The organism is Pseudoalteromonas sp. APAL1, assembly GCF_021532475.1.
Classification (GTDB): domain Bacteria; phylum Pseudomonadota; class Gammaproteobacteria; order Enterobacterales; family Alteromonadaceae; genus Pseudoalteromonas; species Pseudoalteromonas lipolytica_C.
Window position 1 is genome coordinate 85,487 of the sequence record NZ_JAKGAW010000013.1, and the last position, 18,258, is coordinate 103,744.

The window sequence follows — 18,258 nt, forward strand, 5'->3', positions numbered from 1 at the left end:
GACTAATCGCATAATATTCGTATTTGTGGCGATTATTGTTAGCATGCGCAAAAAATAAGGAGCGACAATGCAAGTTAATTACTTAAAAAGACAAGCTGAATTTAAAGCCTTGCTAGAACAACAAGGTTACAGCGCCATGTTAGTACTTGGTCATGAAAATATCCGTTACTTAAGTGGTTTTAGTGGTAATGCCGCTTATGCATTAATTACTCAAAACGCGTGTGTGTTGATCACTGATTACAGATACCACCAACGAGCAATTGCAGAAACAACAGGATTTGAAGTTGTTTGCCGAGACAGAGACAACGAAACTCTTGGTCATTGTTTTAACAGACACCTTAGCCCAAACAGCCATGTCGCATTTGATGCAAGTTATGTCACAGTAGCAATTTGGCAAGGTGTGGCAGATGATCTTAGCGGCCATACTTTAACAGCAGTAAACGGCTTAATAGAAAAACTAAGACGCGTTAAAGATAGCTGGGAAGTGGCGCAAATAAAGGCTGCCGCAGCCATCGCTGATGAAGCATTAGCACAAACGCTGCCTTATTTTAAACCGGGTGTAACCGAGCGTGACCTTGCCTTAGAGCTTGAATTTAGAATGCAAAAGCTAGGATCAGAGGGTATGTCGTTTGCAACCATTATGCTGTTTGCTGAACGTTCTGCCTTGCCACATGGTAATCCATCAGATCAGGTGTTAAAGCAAGGTGACTTTGTAACGCTTGATTTTGGTGCCGTTGTAAATGGTTATCGCTCAGATATGACTCGCAGTTACATTATTGGCGAAGCATCAGAAAAACAAACCCGTATTTATAATACTGTTCTAGATGCACAAAATACAGCACTTGAAATGGTTAAACCGGGTGTTAATTGTTTAGATTTAAATGCCATATCAAACAAGGTGATTGCTGATGCGGGCTTTGGCGAGTACGCAGGTAAAGGTCTTGGCCATGGTTTAGGGTTATTTTTACATGAAGTGCCATTTATCAACACACTGACAGACTACAAGCTTGAAGTAGGAAATGTGATCACCATTGAGCCTGGCATTTATATACCAGGCTACGGTGGTGTGCGCCTTGAAGATGACATAGTTGTCACCGAGTCAGGCTTTGAGGTGCTTACTCATGCGCCTAAGCCATTCATAATCTAAGGTTCATTTTTTAGCATAGGCTAAGCGGGCTAAACGATCAGTTACGTGGTAACTATCAAGCCCGCTAACGGCCACTGTGCCAATGGCTTCAATATCGACAAAGCCATCTTCTTGCAGACACGCCTCATCTAAGTAGATATCAGTTATTTCACCTATGATAAGCTCCGTGCCATTGATGGCAAGGTGGTGGTGTTCTTTGAGTTCAAGGGCATATTTAAGCTTACTTTCTTTAACAAAAGGCGCCGTAAAGTTATTTAGGTATTGAGTAGTAAGCCCTGTTGCATCAAATTCAGACTCGTCTTTATCGTAGCGTGCCGATGTTTGGTGCGCTTTGCTATAAATGTCTTTGTTGACATGGTTAATCGTATATTGCTTAGTCGCTAGTAAGTTCTCTAGGGTATGGCGAGGCACTGAATGAGGGCGAATTATCATACCCACTAAAGGGGGATGTGCGCCAAGATGAAATACTGAACTAACAATGGCTAAATTAGTTTGGCCGTTACTATCTTGTGTGCCGACTAGGTTAGCACTTTTAAATCCCGACAAACTATTAATTAAATGGGCGCGGTAGCGGCTTTCTAAATCTGCAATGGCTTGCTTTGTTAAATGCATAATTGTCCTGTTACCAGTCTATGGGTTTTCCTTGCCAGTCAAAGTAGGCTGGGCTGGGTGATTGTTGTAAATAATCAGCATCACTTATCAATGAATACAGCTGATCGGCTACAAACTCAGGGGTAAATAACTTTCCTTCGGGTACATTTGCCTGAAACGGTTTTGATAGTGGTGTATCAGTGGTACCCGGGTGAAATAACACGCAATGGCATTGTTTATAGCGCCTGCTAAGTTCGATCGCAGCAGATTTAAATAACATATTTAAAGCTGCCTTCGAGGCACGATAGCTATACCAACCGCCTAGATTATTATCACTAATGCTGCCAACCCGCGCACTAAGTGCACAAATCACTGTTGCTACTTGCGGCTTTAAAAGCGTTGAGAATAAAGTCACACAGCGAATTGGCAGTAGGGCGTTTGTATGCATGCTATTGATAAAGTGCTGCTCAGATATTTGTTCAAGTTTACGTTCAGGCGCATTAGCTGGATCATGTAATAGGCCATTAAATATCATTAGTTGAGCTAAGTCATATTGGCTGTTGGCAAGTTCTTTGGCAATTTCACCTAAGCTTTGCTCTGAGTAATCAGTTGTAAAATGCTGGTGGCTGATTTCATTGTTCGATGTCTCATCAAAATTATCATTAAATTTATTACGGCTGATGGTGACGATATGACCACGACTGATTTGTTTTTTTAGTGTTGTGAAATAGGCTTTTGCGATTTCACTGCTTGCACCGCACAGAATAAAGAGTTGCATTTTTGACCTGTTATAAAATATTTAAAAAACTTTTTTAGCTCAATCTATCATCAATAAGTATTGCGATAGCGGTTTAGAATCTAATTTACCTAAACTAAAGTAGATAAAAAGGCTCGGTAAAAATTTGACCAAACTGATATTAAGAATGCCTTAATTTACGCGTATTTTGACAATTTAATTGGTAAGTCCATTTTACCAATTGTGTGTGTCGCTAACCCTTCTATCAAAACAAACTGCGTGTTTATTACACTTTTATGTTGATAGATTGGTTATTCTTTTTTACGAGTTTGTTAGAAAATTCGATCTATTAAATTAACGCCGACAATGATATTAATAGAAAGGATCAGTATTTAGCTGCGTTCGTGCTTGGTTAAATACTGCGCAGTAAGTACTTTCAACTTAGCTAAAGAAAGGAGTATGAGAATGAGTGAACAATATGCTGCACTTCGCGGTAATGTTAGTATGCTTGGACAAATGCTGGGTCAAACCATTAAAGATGCACAAGGACAAGCCATTTTAGATAAGGTAGAAGAAATTCGCGCTTTATCTAAATCGTCACGTAGTGGTAACGAAGCCGACAGACAAGCGCTTATCGATGTACTACACGCTCTCACAGATGAAGAACTATTACCGGTTGCACGCTCATTTAATCATTTTTTGAATCTTGCTAATGTTGCTGAACAATTTCATACCGTATCGCGTTTTAATGATGTTGGCTTTTGCCAATTAAACCCTCTCACTCAAACATTAAAAGCGTTAGCAACAGCGGCAAAACAAGGTCAAGTAGATCCAAATCACTTGGCACAAACACTCTCAAAACTCCACATAAACCTTGTACTAACCGCACACCCAACAGAGGTGACGCGTCGTACTATGATTAATAAACACGTTGAACTTAGTGATTGTCTTGCATCTTTAGAGCGTAAAGACAATTTACCAAGCGAACGTGCTGACCTATTAAACCGTATTGCTCAGCTAATTAGCCAAGCATGGCATACTGACGATATTCGCCGTTCGCGCCCAACGCCAATTGACGAAGCAAAATGGGGCTTTGCTGTTATTGAAAATAGCTTATGGCATGCTGTACCGCGTTTCTTACGTGAATTTAGCGAAGATGTAAAAACTGAGCTCGATTTAGAGTTGCCGATTGATTACAGCCCAATTGAGTTCACTTCTTGGATGGGCGGAGACCGTGATGGTAACCCGTTTGTAACTGCTGAAGTGACACAGCAAGTACTTGATCATGGCCGCTGGATGGCGCTTGATTTGTATTCGCGTGATATCGAAACGCTAAGCAATGAGTTATCAATGTCAGATGCAAGTGATGAGCTTATTGAACTTGCAGGCCAAGACTTTGAACCATATCGTGCGGTACTTAAAAAACTCAAGAATCAAATTGCCGAAACGGTGACGCATTTAGGCGCTAAAATTAAGAAAAAGCGAACTGATTCTGAAGATTTAATTACAGATATAGCGCAAATTAAACATCCAATCGAAGTGTGTTATCGCTCGCTGATTAAAACCAATATGAAGGTAGTTGCCGATGGTTTACTGCTTGATGTACTGCGTCGTATTAACAGCTTTGGTTTGCGCCTTGCTAAATTAGATGTTCGTCAGGATTCGTCGCGTCATGGTGATGTTTTCTCTGAGTTAACACGTTATTTAGGCTTAGGTGATTATCATCAATGGCAAGAAGAAGACAAACAAGCATTCTTACTTGCTGAGCTAAATTCTCGCCGTCCGCTTATTCCAAAACATTGGCAACCGAGCCCTGAAGTACAAGAAGTGCTTGATACATTTGATGTAATTGCAGCGCAAGATGCACAAACATTCGGCCTGTATATTATTTCGATGGCTCGTACTGCATCTGATGTACTGGCAGTGCAGTTATTGCTTAAAGAAAGCGGCTGTAAGTTTAACTTACCGGTTGCACCATTATTTGAAACGTTAGATGACTTAAATAATGGTAAAGATGTTATTGAATGTTTACTTGATAACACCTGGTATCGTGGTCATATTCAAAACCAACAAAATGTCATGATTGGCTACTCAGATTCTGCAAAAGATGCAGGTATGATGGCTGCAGGCTGGGCACAATATGAAGCAATGGATAAGCTGGTTCAATTAGCCGAGAATCGCGGCATTGAGCTTATTTTATTCCACGGCCGTGGTGGTACGGTTGGTCGCGGTGGCGCGCCAGCTGCGCAAGCACTTCGCTCACAACCTCCTGGTTCATTAAAAGGTGGCCTGCGTGTAACAGAGCAGGGTGAGATGATCCGCTTTAAGTTTGGTTTGCCAGCTGTAGCACTACAAAGTTTAAATATCTACGCCGGTGCAGTACTTGAAAGTAACCTGCTACCACCGCCAGAGCCGAAAAGCGAGTGGCGTGAGGTGATGGAGCTTATCAGTGCTGACTCGTGTGAGCATTACCGTCAAGTTGTGCGTCATGATGAAAACTTTGTTCCTTACTTTAGAATGGCAACGCCAGAGCAAGAGCTCTCTAAACTACCACTGGGTTCTCGCCCTGCGAAGCGTAACCCCAATGGGGGTGTAGAAAGCCTTCGTGCAATTCCATGGATTTTTGCTTGGAGCCAAAACCGTTTAATGCTGCCTGCTTGGTTAGGTGCGTTAACAGGTCTTAAAGCTGCTTTAGATAAATATGGCATCGAGACACTTCACGAAATGAGCTTAAAGTGGCCTTTCTTCCGTGCTCGTTTAGAGATGCTAGAAATGGTATTTAGTAAAGCCGATAGTTGGTTAAGTGCTCATTACGATGATGCATTGGTAACTGAGCAATATAAACCACTTGGTGTGAAGCTTCGCCAAGAGTTGAGTGAGGCAATTGAGCTGGTGCAGTCATTAAGCCCACAAAAAAGCTTACTTGCTGACCAACCTTGGATCAAAGAGTCGATTGCACTACGTAACCCGTACACTGATCCACTTAACTTACTACAAGTGGAGCTATTACGTCGTTCACGTGCAGCAGATGAAAACTCTGAAGGTGATATCGATAATGCCCTAATGATTACAATGACTGGTATTGCTGCAGGTATGCGCAATACAGGTTAATTGATGTCGTCAACTAATCGTGCATCGATTGGTAATGTAATCACAAACCGTGCGCCGTGCTTTGATGGTACGGCGCAAATATTGCCTTTCAAGTTATATTTCACAGCATTAAAAACCACGTTCAAACCAAGCCCTAAGTGATGGCCACCTAAATTAGTGGTATAGAATGGGGTAAAAATTTCTTGCAGGATTGATTCCTTAATGCCTACGCCGTTGTCTTGATAGATAATTTTGACGTTGTCATTACCTGCGCGGATGGTAATGTCTACCTTTCCTTCTGCTGTATGTGTAAAACCATGTTCATATGAATTAATAACCAGAGTTTTTAGAATATCCTCTAAAATTGAAGGGCAGGAAGTAATGGCTACACTGTCTCCATCAACATGATAAGTAATTTTCTTACCCAAATATTTACTCATAGGCTCTAGTTTATGATGAATAAAGTTTTTTAATGGAATACTCGATAAGGGTTTGTCTAAGTTAATAGACACATTAAGTGCTTTAAATTCCTCAACAATACCTGCTAAGCGGTTAATAGCAGAAATAACAAGATCCTTGGCCTTGTCGGTGTTGGTAATAAATTCATGGAAGTATTTGCTTGATAAATTTTGTTGTTTAAATTTATCTGACAAAGACTCTAAATATTCGTCGATGAGTGAACTTGCTGTGACAATTGTGCCTATTGGTGTATTTAATTGATGGGCCATGCCAGAGACTAATGAGGTTAAAGAGGCTATCTTTTCGATTTCAATTAAATGATCTTGCGTTTCATTTAATTGTATTAGTATCTTTTCAAGTTCTTGTTTTCGCTTATCAATATTATTTATCGCGATAAAAGAACCAAACAAGATGATTACCAAGCATATTGATATGACGATAGTAAGATCTTTAAACGCCTGCGCTTTTGTTGCTTTTACTTGCTCTGCGCGTGTAAGTTCTGCAATTTTGAGCTCTTTGGCTTTTGCATCAGCCTGCGCTAACGCTTTAGCTAAATTAACATTTGCTTGGCGTTTTAAAATTTCCGCATTGATCTGTGCATAGTGTTTGTATGCAATCAGTGCTTCAGCATACTGTTCTTGCTTTTCAAGTAGTTGTGCAGTCAACTTGGTTACTTCAAGTTGAGTTGTGATATCAGAGAGCTTAAAAGTATCTGTTTCAATCGAAGCGAGTAAATTAAGAGCTTTGTTAGCTGAATCTTGTGCATCGTATGTTTGCGCTAAACATAAAACCACACTTAAGTAATCACCGCTGTAGGCTTGAGTTTTTATAAGCTCTACCGCATCAGTTAGAAATTCTTCTGATTCATTTAACATACCTTTTAAACGTAATACCTTTCCCTTCAATACAAAACTTTTACTTAGATGAGCAGTAAAGCCGTGGCGTTGTTGTAATATTATCGCGTCATTTAATACATCTAATGCATGATCAAAATCACCTAAACCAATTAGCGCTATTGCAAGGTGGGTACTTGCAAACGACTCATCTAGGGGCTGATTCTCTATTTTTGCGGTATCTCTGTATTGTTCAAAAGCGATGGTAGCGTCACGGTAACGTTTTAAATTGAGGTTAATCAGAGCAATATTGATTTCGGTTTGTTGTAAAAGGTGCTTTCCGATTGTTTTTGCCACAGGTAATGCATCGCTATAATAGTGTAATGCATCTTGATACATGCCTAATCGGGCATAAATACCGCCAGATATGTTTAAGTAGCCATACATTAAATCCTTATTACTCGACTGTAATGCTATATCCATGAAATGAACTAGTGTTTTCATGGCTTGCTCTAATTCATCGTTTTCAAGTAAAAACCAAGCCTTATAATTTGTGATTATTGCTCGTTGTTCTAATGAAAATATTACTGTGTCAGAGGATAATAATGAATTGACTAGCTGCAGGGCATTGGTAGGAGAGCTGGCATAGGTTTCAGTAATTGAGGTTTCTATTTCTTTGAATTCAGTTTCTGTGATTGCTTGTGACAGAGCAGTACTTGTGAACAGCATCAAGCATAGATAAAACAGAAAACGAATTTTCATTACAAATAATCCTTTATACAAACCAGAGTAAGGATGGAAAGTGCATAATCCTTTCGTCTACATATGTGAGGTTATTTATTATGGATTTTAATTAGAAATAGAGTTATACGAAAAAGCTTAATAATGGATTAGAAAACTCATACATATTCAAAAGGTAAATAGATTATGAAAGGAGGTAACATTTGCGGGTGTAAATCCAATCCTTAAGTGTGAACTTTACAACTGGTCATACCTATTTTATTGCTAGGTATTGACTAAGCAAGGCAGATCCATAAAATAGCCCGGCTTTTATTCAGCAACCATTAATTTTACCTTTACCCACGCATTTTAGAGTAACCTATGTCGAAAGTGTCAACGTGCATCACTTATGATGCATCGACGTCTTTAGTGATGATGACGTTAAGAGGGACTGCAAGTGCACAGGATGTGATTAATTTTTACCAAATAGCCCATCAATATTCAGTATTATATGGGTCAGAAAAAATTCTTGTTGATGTATCTGAGTTAACCCATGACTTCGCACCAGCAGACTTGTTTACTATAATGCCAGTGATTGCTAACTCGTTAAAGCGAGCTGTATTAGCTATTGTGGTGAGTTTCGATGGCTTTATGCATGACTTATTTGTGCAAAAAGCTAAACGTTACAACCTTCAAGCCGAGAATTTTGAGTGTTTTAGTAAAGCTAAAAATTGGCTAGTTCATCAATAAACAGAGAAACTAGCTGAAATTCATTTTCTGTGTATATTTGCGCTTACAAAAAATGCCTATTTAACACTTTTTTTGTTGTAAATTTCGAGACGCGGCGCGTTGAAACCTAGTATTTAAATGCATAACCTTTTAAACTGTTTAGCCAATTAATAATTATAATTTGTTATGACAGTAACTAGGAAAGACGTATCTAATTCTGTGTCAAGAACAACACCTTTTGACTTCAGTGATGAGCAAAAGCAATCTCTTTTTAGTCAGTTGAAAAGCCAACGTGGCATCTTATCTCAAGCTGATATTTTATTACTTAGTGAGCAACATCAGTTAACAGAGTCACAACTCTTAAAAGCGTGTGTACCTGTTGCGAGTTTGTTTTCTGTCGCACCAATTTCAAAATTCTATGTCGGTGCTATTGCACAAGGTAAAAATCAGCAAGGTGAAACGACATTCTATTTTGGTGCTAATGTGGAGTTTTCTCATCAAGCGCTAAGTTTAGTTGTTCACGCAGAACAATCTGCGATAAATAATGCATGGTTAAACGGTGCTCAATCAATAGATAAAATTGCGATCAGTGATGCCCCTTGTGGATACTGTCGCCAGTTTATGAATGAGCTCAGCACAGCGCAATCACTTGAAATATTACTTCCTGAAAGACACTTTACTTTAAATGAGCTTTTGCCGTATTCGTTTGGGCCAACAGACTTAGGGAATAACGAAAGCTTATTCTCACAGGAAAAAAACGACGGTCATTTCGATAGTGTTAATGAGCTCGATCAGAAATTAGCTGAAACAGCGCTAAAAGCTTACGTACCTTATACCGCGAACTACTGTAGCGTTAAAATCACGACTTTTGAAAACGATAATTTTTACGGAAGCTATGCTGAAAATGCGGCTTACAGCCCAAGTTTATCACCACTTCAAAGTGCTTTAAGTCAGTTTTATCTTGCTGGGTTAAAGTTTGATGATAAGACGGTTAAGTCGATCACCTTGTTAGAAACACAAGGGGCCGAAAATCAGTATGATGTGGCTAAAAGTGTGCTGGCAAGTTTTGATAACCCACCAGCATTTGAGCACTGTATTGCTAAGCTAGTTAAAGATTAGTTTAGCAATAGTTTTGCAGCTTCAATGACTACGGCGACTGACTTTTTCTCAATCTCGCCGTGGTCAACATTAGGAATTTCTTGCTTAGTACGGTTTACTAATACACCTGCAACACACGCTGCGCGTAAGCCAAGTGCTGCACACATAGTGAAAAGTGTTGCTGATTCCATTTCATAGTTCATCACGCCAAGCTTTTGCCACTCTTCACAGCTGCCTTGTAATGAACGAGGAACATAACCTGAATAGGTATCGTAACGTTCTTGGCCTGGATAGAAGGTGTCACTTGAAGCTGTAATGCCAATATGGAAATTAATGCCTAAATTATCACAAGCATTGACCATAGCTTGTGTTGCAAAAAAGTCAGATACCGCAGGGTAGCTCAATGGCGCGAAGTGCTGACTTGCACCATCTAAACGAACAGATGCTTGGCTAATTAAAATGTCGCCTTCATTAATGTGTGGTTGAATAGCACCTGTTGTACCAATGCGTAAAAAGGTATCAATACCTAGCTGGGCAAGCTCTTCAACAGCAATTGATGTAGATGGCCCACCAATACCAGTTGAACAAACTACCACGCTGTGGCCGTTTAACTCACCACGATATACATGAAATTCACGGGTCTTCGCTAAGCACTTTGGGTTATCGAGAAGTGTTGAAATGCGGGCAGAGCGATCAGGATCACCAGGGACGATTGCCAGTGTTGCACCGTTTAAGTCCTCACGAGTGAGCCCTAAATGAAATACCTTTTCCATTATTAAACCTTATTTTTGTCTAAAGCGTAATACTTTAATCATACGTGTTTAAAGTACAGGACAGATGTCCTATTAGATTACGAATGTTGCAAGATTTGCACAGATAACCTAAACCTAAAGATGTAACGATAAAAGAGGACCTATTATGCCTGCTTCATCATCTATGAGTAAACATCATGAATTTGCTCGCTGTTTAGAGAGTGCTCATGTTTCTATGGCTGCTCCGTTTCATTGGCTTGCTTTAGCGTTTAAAGATATTGCCAATGCGCCAATCCTAAGCTTAGTGTACGGTTTAGTTTTTACACTAATACCTGCAGCAATAATGTACTTTGTGTATCAATTTGATACACATCTTGTCATTTTGCCAGCGGTTGTTGGCTTTGCTCTTATTGGCCCTGCATTTGCGGCTGGGCTTTACGATGTTGCTTGGGAGCTAGAAAAAGGGCATAAACCGACCTTAATGCACAGTTTAAAATCAATGTTTAGAAACCCCGCTGGTGAATGGGGATTTGCAGTATTATTAATGGTGATTATGATTGTGTGGATGAGACTTGCTGCATTGATCCACGCACTGTATCCGAATGTTGTAGATCCTAGCTTTGAACAGCTATCTGCGTTTCTTACGCTTGGCTCGATAGTTGGCGGCATTTTGCTGGTAACAGTTTTTGCTATTTCAGCATTTACCCCGCAGATAATGATGGAAAGACGCGTAGATATAATGACGGCGGTTATCTCATCGATGAATGCAGTAAAAACCAATGTAGGCGCAATGGTTGTTTGGGCTGCTTTAATAATATTCATGGTATTTCTGGGATTTGTAACTGGAACGGCAGGTTTCATTGTTATTATGCCATTATTAAGCTACGCGAGTTGGCATGCTTACATTGCGGTGATAAAAACTAAGAAGCCAAGGGGTTACGAATAATGAGTATTCACCTAGCTTGAATATAAATCTATTGCAGCAATCTAATAGGTTGCTGCAAAATTTGACTTTCCCTCCGTGCATGTTATACCTGCCAAAATACCACGCTCATTGAGTTATTGAGCACCCATAATGAGTCTCTTTAGAAATAATAAACTATAAATTTCAAGAGGTTAATTTTTCCTTCTTCTCATGATAAATGTGATGCTTGCATCGCGGTTTCTAGATTATGAGAAAGCGTAATTTTAACGATTACGAATGAATATGCAGTTATTTAGCAGCGGAGTAGAAATGAGTAACACACAAAAAGCATTTCACGAAAAACTAAGTCAATGTCTTTGCCCACCAGGCGATGGTGTTTTTACGGTAAATACAGCGAAAGAACGTAAAGATGCCTTACGAACAAAATTATACGGTCAGACAGAGAACGTAGACGTTCTTTGGAAAGAGTCATTAGAGACACTAGCCGACTCAGAACATAAAGCTGTGATTCTTGGGATCAGCTCTGATTGTGGTGGGGGTATTTTACGTGGTGCTAACTGGGGCCCGTTATTTTTACGTTCTACCTTAATTGATCAACAACCACAGGCTCGCGCGTTCGACTTAGGTGACGTTCGTGTTATTCCTCATTTATTGCATGATAAATACCTAAACGAAGCTACAATCACAAACTGTCAAAAAGCACTCTATGCTGATGAAAACAGCGAATACCATGTATCACCATTGTCTATCACTGAAGATGTGTGTGATGGGTTTTATGCCAACTACCCAGATAAAGGTATTTTCGGGATTGGCGGTGACCATTCAATCAGTTATCCGCTGACTAAAGCGTATTTAAAAGCAAAGCGTGATGCAGGTAAACGCACTGCAATTATCCATTTTGACGCCCACACTGATTTACTTGTAGAGCGCTTAGGTATCGATTTATGTTTTGGTTCATGGTGTACACATATCCTTGAGTACCTACCTGCACCGCGTAACCTTATTCAATTTGGTATTCGTTCAAGTGGTAAACCGAAACAACACTGGGAAGAGACTTTTGGTGTTAAGCAACATTGGGCACAAGAAATTATTGAGCGTGGTGCTAAAGCTGTTGCTGAAGAAGTAATTGCTCAGCTTAAAGCAGATAAGGTTGATGAGCTTTATGTGAGCTTTGATATTGATGCACTAGACGAAGCATTTGCTTCTGCGACAGGCACACCTGAAGCAGGTGGCTTAACACCACAGCATGCGTTAGACATTTTAGTTGCTTTAGCTGATGAGTTTCCAATTACTGGGGCTGATATGATGGAAATTGCACCATTTACAGACAGCTCTTTGATTGGTCAAACGAGTTCTGAAACAACGCTTAAAGAAGGTGCAAAAATTTCTGCCTTTTTAATTGCTGCGATGAACAAGTAATTTGCCTTGATGCAACAGGGGAGTGTGTTACTCCCCTTACTCATTCCTTAGTCTTAAAAATATTCCATTATTCCTAACTACACGCTATATTATTATAAAAAATAATTATAAATTTGGTTTGTCTGCGATGTGGAAATCTCTAGCCTTGTTATTGCTTATTATTGCTAAACCTAGTTTTGCAGCAATAACAGTGGTAACTGAAAACTTTCCAAACTTCCAATATCAGAACGAACAAGGTGAGTTAGTTGGCTCTGTCGTGGGCAAAGTTAAAGCTGCCCTCGAAAAATCAGGGATGCAGTACGACATATCAATTAATACTTGGTCAATTACATACAATGCTGCTTTACGTGACGCAAACACGTGTATTTTTTCATTAGCACGTATTCCTTCCAGAGAGAAAAAATTTAAGTGGATACATAAACTTGAAGGCTTTTCAGCATCTTTTTATGCATTTAAATCAAATCGGCTGAGTATCAATAACCTCGATGATGCGAAAAAATATCGTACTGCAGTTCTAAAAAATAACTACTCCCATGTTTATTTAAAAGAGCAGGGTTTTAATGAAAATAAACAGTTAATCCTGCTTGATAGCTTTGAAAATATTTACGACATTCTTAAGAGTCGTCGTACAACTGTTGATTTAGTGGTATTAAGTGACCAACAATATCAATTTGAAAGTAAAAATGATCAAAGCCTTTCTTTTCTAGAGCCCGTTTATCAGCTACCTGTTGCACGCGCTGATTTATACTTTGCTTGTAACGGAAATATCGACCCAGTGACTTTAGATAAGCTCAATAAAGCCTTTGTTTCCAGTGATTCAAAATAGCACTTGTTGATTGCTATAAAGCAGTTATAATCAGCTGCTTTTTGACCATTCTCGCCAAACTCTAAACAGCATAAGTGAGCAAAAAGTTGTTTGCATTCAACAGTCTGAATGCTTTTTACTAGGAGCCACAATGAGTGACTTACTCGTTATTATGATATTAATTTTGATCAGTGCGTTGTTTGCAATGAGCGAAATAGCTATTGCTGCATCACGTAAGATAAAATTAAGGGTCATGGTCGACGAAGGCAATAAAAAAGCCCAGGCAGTATTAACGTTGCAAGAGCAGCCGGGGGCATTTTTTGCGATGATACAAATTGCCTTAAATGCGATTGCTATTTTAGGTGGTATTGTCGGTGAGCAAGCTTTATCACCTTATATTGAACAAATTTTAGGGATGATTTATCAAGGCCCGTTACTAAGTCAAATTAGCTTTTTGATTTCGTTTTTTAGCATAACCTCATTATTCATTTTATTTGCAGATTTACTGCCTAAACGCCTAGCGATGATTATGCCAGAGGCTGTTGCTGTCAATGTGGTGTCTATAATGCGCTGGGTTACCTTTGCATTAACGCCATTTGTTGTGTTCTTTAATGGCACTACAAACTTAATTTTACGCGCCTTTAAAGTTCCGGCTGAACGAGAAGATATTGTTACCACAGAAGACATCGTTGCTATGATGGATGCTGGGGCTGAATATGGCAGCCTACAGCAACAGGAATATGAGTTAATAGGCAATGTGTTTGATTTGGAGGCCCGGTTTTTATCGAGTGTGATGACTCCACGTGATCAAATTGTATTTTTTGATGTAAAAGCTGATGCCCAAGAAGTCGCTACCAAAATTATTGAGCACCCGCATAATCACTTTTTAGTGTGTGATGGTAGTTTAGACAAATTAATTGGTTCGGTTGAATCAAAAGATATCCTTCGTAAAGTACTTAAAGGGCAAACTGCTGAGATAGATAGTGAGTTAATCAGCCGTGATATTTTTTACTTACCAGAAACACTCAGTCTTTCTGAAGCATTAAATACCTTTAAAAAAGCAGCTGAGCCATTTGCTGTTGTTGTTAATGAATATGCACTGATGGTTGGCATTGTCACTGTTAAAGATTTAATGAAAGGCTTTATGGGTGATTTGATCAGTCATCAGGGCGAAGAGTTAATTATTCAACGTGATAACACTTCATGGTTAGTGGATGGCCTGACACCAGTGGTTGAGCTTGCTAAAGTGTTAGAGATAGAAGAGTTTCCTGATCAATCACATTATGAAACTGTTGCCGGATTCCTTATTTATACGATGAAACGACTTCCGAAGCGCGCCGAGTTTATACATTTTGGCGGGTTTAAATTTGAAGTTGTTGATGTTGAAGGAGTGAAGGTCGAGCAACTCTTAGTTACTCGAATTTCAGAAGAAAGCAATTAAGGCTGCTCATGCAGCCTTTATTCAAAAGTATCTTTCACTATTGCCTTAGCTTGATGCACCATGTGTACGCCATTTGACCAACACTCAATGGGCTGCAGTGATGCATTATCAAGTAACACCAGATCTGCATCTGCATTGATAGTCACTCTACCTTTATTAATACCAAGCACATCAGCTGGATTTGAGGTAATAGCCATTAATGCGTGTTCAACCGATACACCATATTCTTGAACGGCTTCTACAAACGAGCTATGCAATGTTGATTCTTTACCAACTTCAAGACCTAATAGATTAAAGTTATCATCAAAAATAGGTAAGCTTGCATGACCATCAGAGCTCATGGTGAGCTTAGTCGGTTGTACATTATTTTTAAGGCAGTAAGCCAGTGCCTGCGCGGCTGAATATTCACCATGGGCAAGATCATACTCTGTCGTGCTTGTTGTAAAGTCGATAGTGCCACCCGCTTTGCAAAACGCCACACCCGCATTGAGTAAAGCAAGATTTCGATTCATATGCGTAGGATAAAACTGGCTAAGCGAAATATCAGTTAAGCTATCTATCTCATGTAATAAAGATAAGTGACTATCTACTGGACCTACATGAATACTAACCGTGCCTTTTTTGCCACTTAACATGCCAGCCACTTTTGCTTCAGCGGCTAGTTCAGCAAGTTGCTGAGCCGTTGGCTGACTACTGCGATGATCAGAAATGGCGACTTCACCGACACCAATAAACTCCTCAATATACATAATGTCATTTGTTATTGAACCAGTCAGTGTTTTAGCAGGTAAGTGATATGAACCTGTATGGCAAAATACGTTTAATCCTCGTTCTTTAAGTGCTTTTGCTTTTGCAATTAAATTACTATGGGTTCGACTACTTGAGTCAGTACCAAGGGCAGCGACAACCGTTGTTGTACCATGCAATGTTGCATCTGTTAGGTTCATTTCAGGTGTTCTGCTAGCAAAACCAGCCTCACCGCCACCACCTGTTATATGGACTAAAGAGTCAACAAACCCCGGAGTTAAAATGCAATTAGATCCATCAACGATGGTAACACCATGATAATTTTCGATATTAATTTCAGGCTGTATATCCACGATTTTTCCGCCCGCGATTAAAACATCTTGGTTTCCAAGCGGCGAAGGAGCGAAAATATCTGCGCCTTTTATAAGTGTTAACATAATTAAATCTTTTACTGATAGTTAATAAAATGTGCGAGAAAAATAAAACAACTAGCAAGGCCAAATAGCGCTAAGGTAAAACGCCAAATAAAGCTTGCCCACTCACTCCAATCAAGTTTGACAATGCCTAAACAGCCGATGAGGCTTGCTGAGGTGGGAATAAATATATTGGTTAGTCCATCACCTAATTGAAACGCCAGCACTACAATCTGCCGTGAAATATTTAATAGATCACCCAGTGGTGACATTAGCGGCATTGTGATTGCTGCTTGTCCTGAACCTGAAGATACAAAAAAGTTAAACACACTTTGAAATAATAGCATACCCCAAGCGGCGATATAGTCTGGTACAACTGAGATGCTGGTGGCGCTATAGTAAAGCAAAGTATTTAGAGTTGAAGGCGATGTTAAATCGCTACCGCCAAGTATTAAAATAACGCCTTTTGCTAAAGCAACCAAAAGCGCTGCGGGCAGGAGTTCTTGTGCACCCTCTTTAAATGCATTTGCGCTTTCATTTGCTGTTTGTTTTTTAAATAGACTAGCAATCACAGCAGAGGCTACACCTAAGCAGAAGAACTGCGCAGCTAATTCAGGAATATAATACTGCCTTGCCATAACACCCCAAATAACCCAAATAATACCTGCAATAAAGGTTATTAAGATAAGCTTATCTGCGCTGTCTAAGCTAATTGACTTGTTATTTTCTTGAGCACTTAGGTTCTTTGCCGATCTGATTGAATTAGCATATCGGATAGTAAATAGAAGGCCAAATGAGGTAAAAACCAGCCACGTAACCATTCTGAATCCTGCACCAGAAAACACCGGGATCTCTGCAATTGATTGAGCAATTGCGATACTAAATGGGTTCATCCAAGAGGTAGCAAAGCCAATCTGTGTCGCAACATAAGTTGTTAATACAGTTACTTTTGCATCATAACCGAGTTGTTTCATAATGGGGAATAACACAATACAAAAGGCGATGGCTTCTTCACCCATACCAAATACTGCGCCTCCTAATGAAAAAAGCACAAATAGCAAAGGAATGAATATCCACTCTACGTGTTGTGTTTTATTAATCAGCGCCATAATGCCGTTATTAATCGCACCCGTTTTTAAAATAACGCCAAAGGCGCCACCTGTGATTAAAATAAATGCCATTACCCCGATGGCTGCACCATATTTGTCACCAGAGACTAAGCCTTCAAACAATACATTGGCTAGACCAATGCCTCCTCCTTCTGCAAAAAGGGCAGGTGGTGTATGTTCTGTTGCTTTTTGATACTGTGATAATTCAACACTGTGACTATCTTGTTCGGCATTAAACACACCGGGTGTTATAAATAAACTGGCTAAATAGGCGATGACTGCGACGCATAACAAAATGATGCTCGCATCAGGCATCGCAAACTGTTTGTTTTTCATAAAGTCACTTAACGATTGTTCGAAGAATGTGAGAAAAGCAAGTTATTGTAGCCCTTGCTGAGAAAGATTAACACTGAGAGCCGCGAGTTTGAGTTATTAATAACACAAACTTAGCAATGTGGGCGACATAGAGCCGCCCACATTAATGTTAAAAGCGATAGCTCAGACTCAACGTATAGCGAGTGCCATATGCATTATGATTGATTGAATCAAACCCGCGGCTTGAGCCATATAGCTTAGGGGGTTCTTTATCGAAGATATTATCAATACGAGCGCGGATTGATAATGCATCATTGACAAAATAGCCAGCTGATAAATCCCATACTAACCAGTCATCAACGTCACGTTTTAACTCCTCGTTAAGCTCTCCAAGCTCTTCTAGTTCGTCTATTTCACGACCACGCAGCCCTTCGATATCATCCTCATAACTACTGGTATAATTGGCACCGAGATTTAAGTAATAACTCTCAGCTTCCCAATCAATAGAAAATCTGCCTACATTTTCAGGGTAGCGATAAGTACCGATTAATTTTTCGATTGCATCTGAGCCAGATTTATTTCGCTCAAACTCTAAATAGTGTGTACCATCGAAAGCGAGTGTTAAATTGCCTTTTGCAAAATTAAATCGATGATCAAATTTAAAATCGATACCTGCTAATGTCTGGGTGCCGGTATTTTCAAGAGGAATAACATGGTCTCTAAATAATGGCAGGAATAGCTCATCTTCTCGCGGGTTAAACTCACTAATATAGTTTGTGAGGATCTCTGAAAGGTTAGCGCCATCACTTTCGATATTGAGTCCAGCATTATCGGTTACTTCACACAGCTGCTCCTCGTACGAAATACCTTCTTGACCTTGTGGTACTAGCCCACAGTGACGAAGAGAAGCATCTGTTATAGCTCTATCT

The 18,258-nt window shown here is 39.7% G+C and carries 15 protein-coding genes; 8 read left to right on the forward strand and 7 right to left on the reverse strand.

Going from position 1 to position 18,258, the window contains the following annotated elements:
* The first annotated feature begins 67 nt into the window (after positions 1-67).
* Complete coding sequence (locus L1264_RS08870) at positions 68-1,147, forward strand: M24 family metallopeptidase (protein ID WP_235403878.1); 1,080 nt, start codon at positions 68-70, stop codon at positions 1,145-1,147.
* 3 nt (positions 1,148-1,150) lie between these two features.
* Here L1264_RS08870 and L1264_RS08875 read toward each other — a convergent pair whose 3' ends face one another.
* Both L1264_RS08875 and L1264_RS08880 read right to left on the reverse strand, forming a co-directional pair.
* Positions 1,151-1,759 carry a flavin reductase family protein gene (locus L1264_RS08875; RefSeq protein ID WP_138558174.1) on the reverse strand — a complete coding sequence of 203 codons (609 nt, stop codon included), beginning with the start codon at positions 1,757-1,759 and terminating at the stop codon, positions 1,151-1,153.
* Positions 1,760-1,769: 10 nt separating this feature from the next.
* Positions 1,770-2,516, reverse strand: coding sequence for an SDR family NAD(P)-dependent oxidoreductase (locus L1264_RS08880; protein WP_199526909.1), 747 nt, complete (start codon positions 2,514-2,516; stop codon positions 1,770-1,772).
* A gap of 423 nt (positions 2,517-2,939) precedes the next feature.
* Between L1264_RS08880 and ppc the strand changes: the two genes are divergently transcribed.
* Positions 2,940-5,585 (forward strand): phosphoenolpyruvate carboxylase, encoded by a 2,646-nt coding sequence (gene ppc / locus L1264_RS08885; RefSeq protein ID WP_135926549.1) that lies wholly within the window; start codon positions 2,940-2,942, stop codon positions 5,583-5,585.
* Here the strand turns inward: ppc and L1264_RS08890 are convergent.
* Complete coding sequence (locus L1264_RS08890; RefSeq protein ID WP_199526908.1) at positions 5,582-7,618, reverse strand: tetratricopeptide repeat-containing sensor histidine kinase; 2,037 nt, start codon at positions 7,616-7,618, stop codon at positions 5,582-5,584. The two genes, ppc and L1264_RS08890, sit on opposite strands and share 4 nt — an antisense overlap.
* A gap of 339 nt (positions 7,619-7,957) precedes the next feature.
* On the opposite strand from L1264_RS08890, the gene L1264_RS08895 reads away from it, so the two are divergent.
* Positions 7,958-8,326, forward strand: a complete 369-nt coding sequence (locus tag L1264_RS08895; RefSeq protein WP_199526907.1) for a hypothetical protein — start codon at positions 7,958-7,960, stop codon at positions 8,324-8,326.
* A 165-nt stretch (positions 8,327-8,491) separates the two neighbouring features.
* The gene (cdd, locus tag L1264_RS08900) at positions 8,492-9,424 is read left to right on the forward strand and encodes a cytidine deaminase (RefSeq protein WP_199526906.1); all 933 of its coding nucleotides are present in this window, start codon (positions 8,492-8,494) and stop codon (positions 9,422-9,424) included.
* On the opposite strand, the gene udp is transcribed toward cdd, so the two are convergent.
* Complete coding sequence (udp, locus tag L1264_RS08905; protein WP_135926553.1) at positions 9,421-10,176, reverse strand: uridine phosphorylase; 756 nt, start codon at positions 10,174-10,176, stop codon at positions 9,421-9,423. The genes cdd and udp overlap by 4 nt on opposite strands.
* A 145-nt stretch (positions 10,177-10,321) precedes the next feature.
* Between udp and L1264_RS08910 the strand changes: the two genes are divergently transcribed.
* From L1264_RS08910 to L1264_RS08925, 4 genes are all read left to right on the forward strand, one after another.
* On the forward strand, positions 10,322-11,101 hold the full coding sequence (locus tag L1264_RS08910) for a DUF2189 domain-containing protein (RefSeq protein ID WP_199526905.1): 780 nt from the start codon (positions 10,322-10,324) through the stop codon (positions 11,099-11,101).
* Positions 11,102-11,389: 288 nt separating this feature from the next.
* A complete protein-coding gene (locus L1264_RS08915; RefSeq protein WP_199526904.1) occupies positions 11,390-12,499 on the forward strand; it encodes an arginase family protein in 1,110 nt (369 codons plus the stop codon).
* Between the two features lie 127 nt (positions 12,500-12,626).
* Positions 12,627-13,325: a substrate-binding periplasmic protein gene (locus L1264_RS08920; protein ID WP_199526903.1), complete on the forward strand. Its 699-nt coding sequence runs from the start codon at positions 12,627-12,629 to the stop codon at positions 13,323-13,325.
* A gap of 130 nt (positions 13,326-13,455) precedes the next feature.
* A complete protein-coding gene (locus tag L1264_RS08925; protein WP_199526902.1) occupies positions 13,456-14,745 on the forward strand; it encodes a hemolysin family protein in 1,290 nt (429 codons plus the stop codon).
* A gap of 17 nt (positions 14,746-14,762) precedes the next feature.
* Here the strand turns inward: L1264_RS08925 and iadA are convergent, their stop codons facing one another.
* From iadA to L1264_RS08940, 3 genes are all read right to left on the reverse strand, one after another.
* Positions 14,763-15,929, reverse strand: coding sequence for a beta-aspartyl-peptidase (gene iadA / locus L1264_RS08930; RefSeq protein ID WP_199526901.1), 1,167 nt, complete (start codon positions 15,927-15,929; stop codon positions 14,763-14,765).
* Between the two features lie 11 nt (positions 15,930-15,940).
* Positions 15,941-17,350, reverse strand: coding sequence for a putative basic amino acid antiporter YfcC (gene yfcC / locus L1264_RS08935; RefSeq protein ID WP_199526900.1), 1,410 nt, complete (start codon positions 17,348-17,350; stop codon positions 15,941-15,943).
* A 148-nt stretch (positions 17,351-17,498) separates the two neighbouring features.
* On the reverse strand, positions 17,499-18,258 hold a 760-nt coding region (locus L1264_RS08940; RefSeq protein WP_235403880.1), incomplete at its 5' end, for a TonB-dependent receptor domain-containing protein.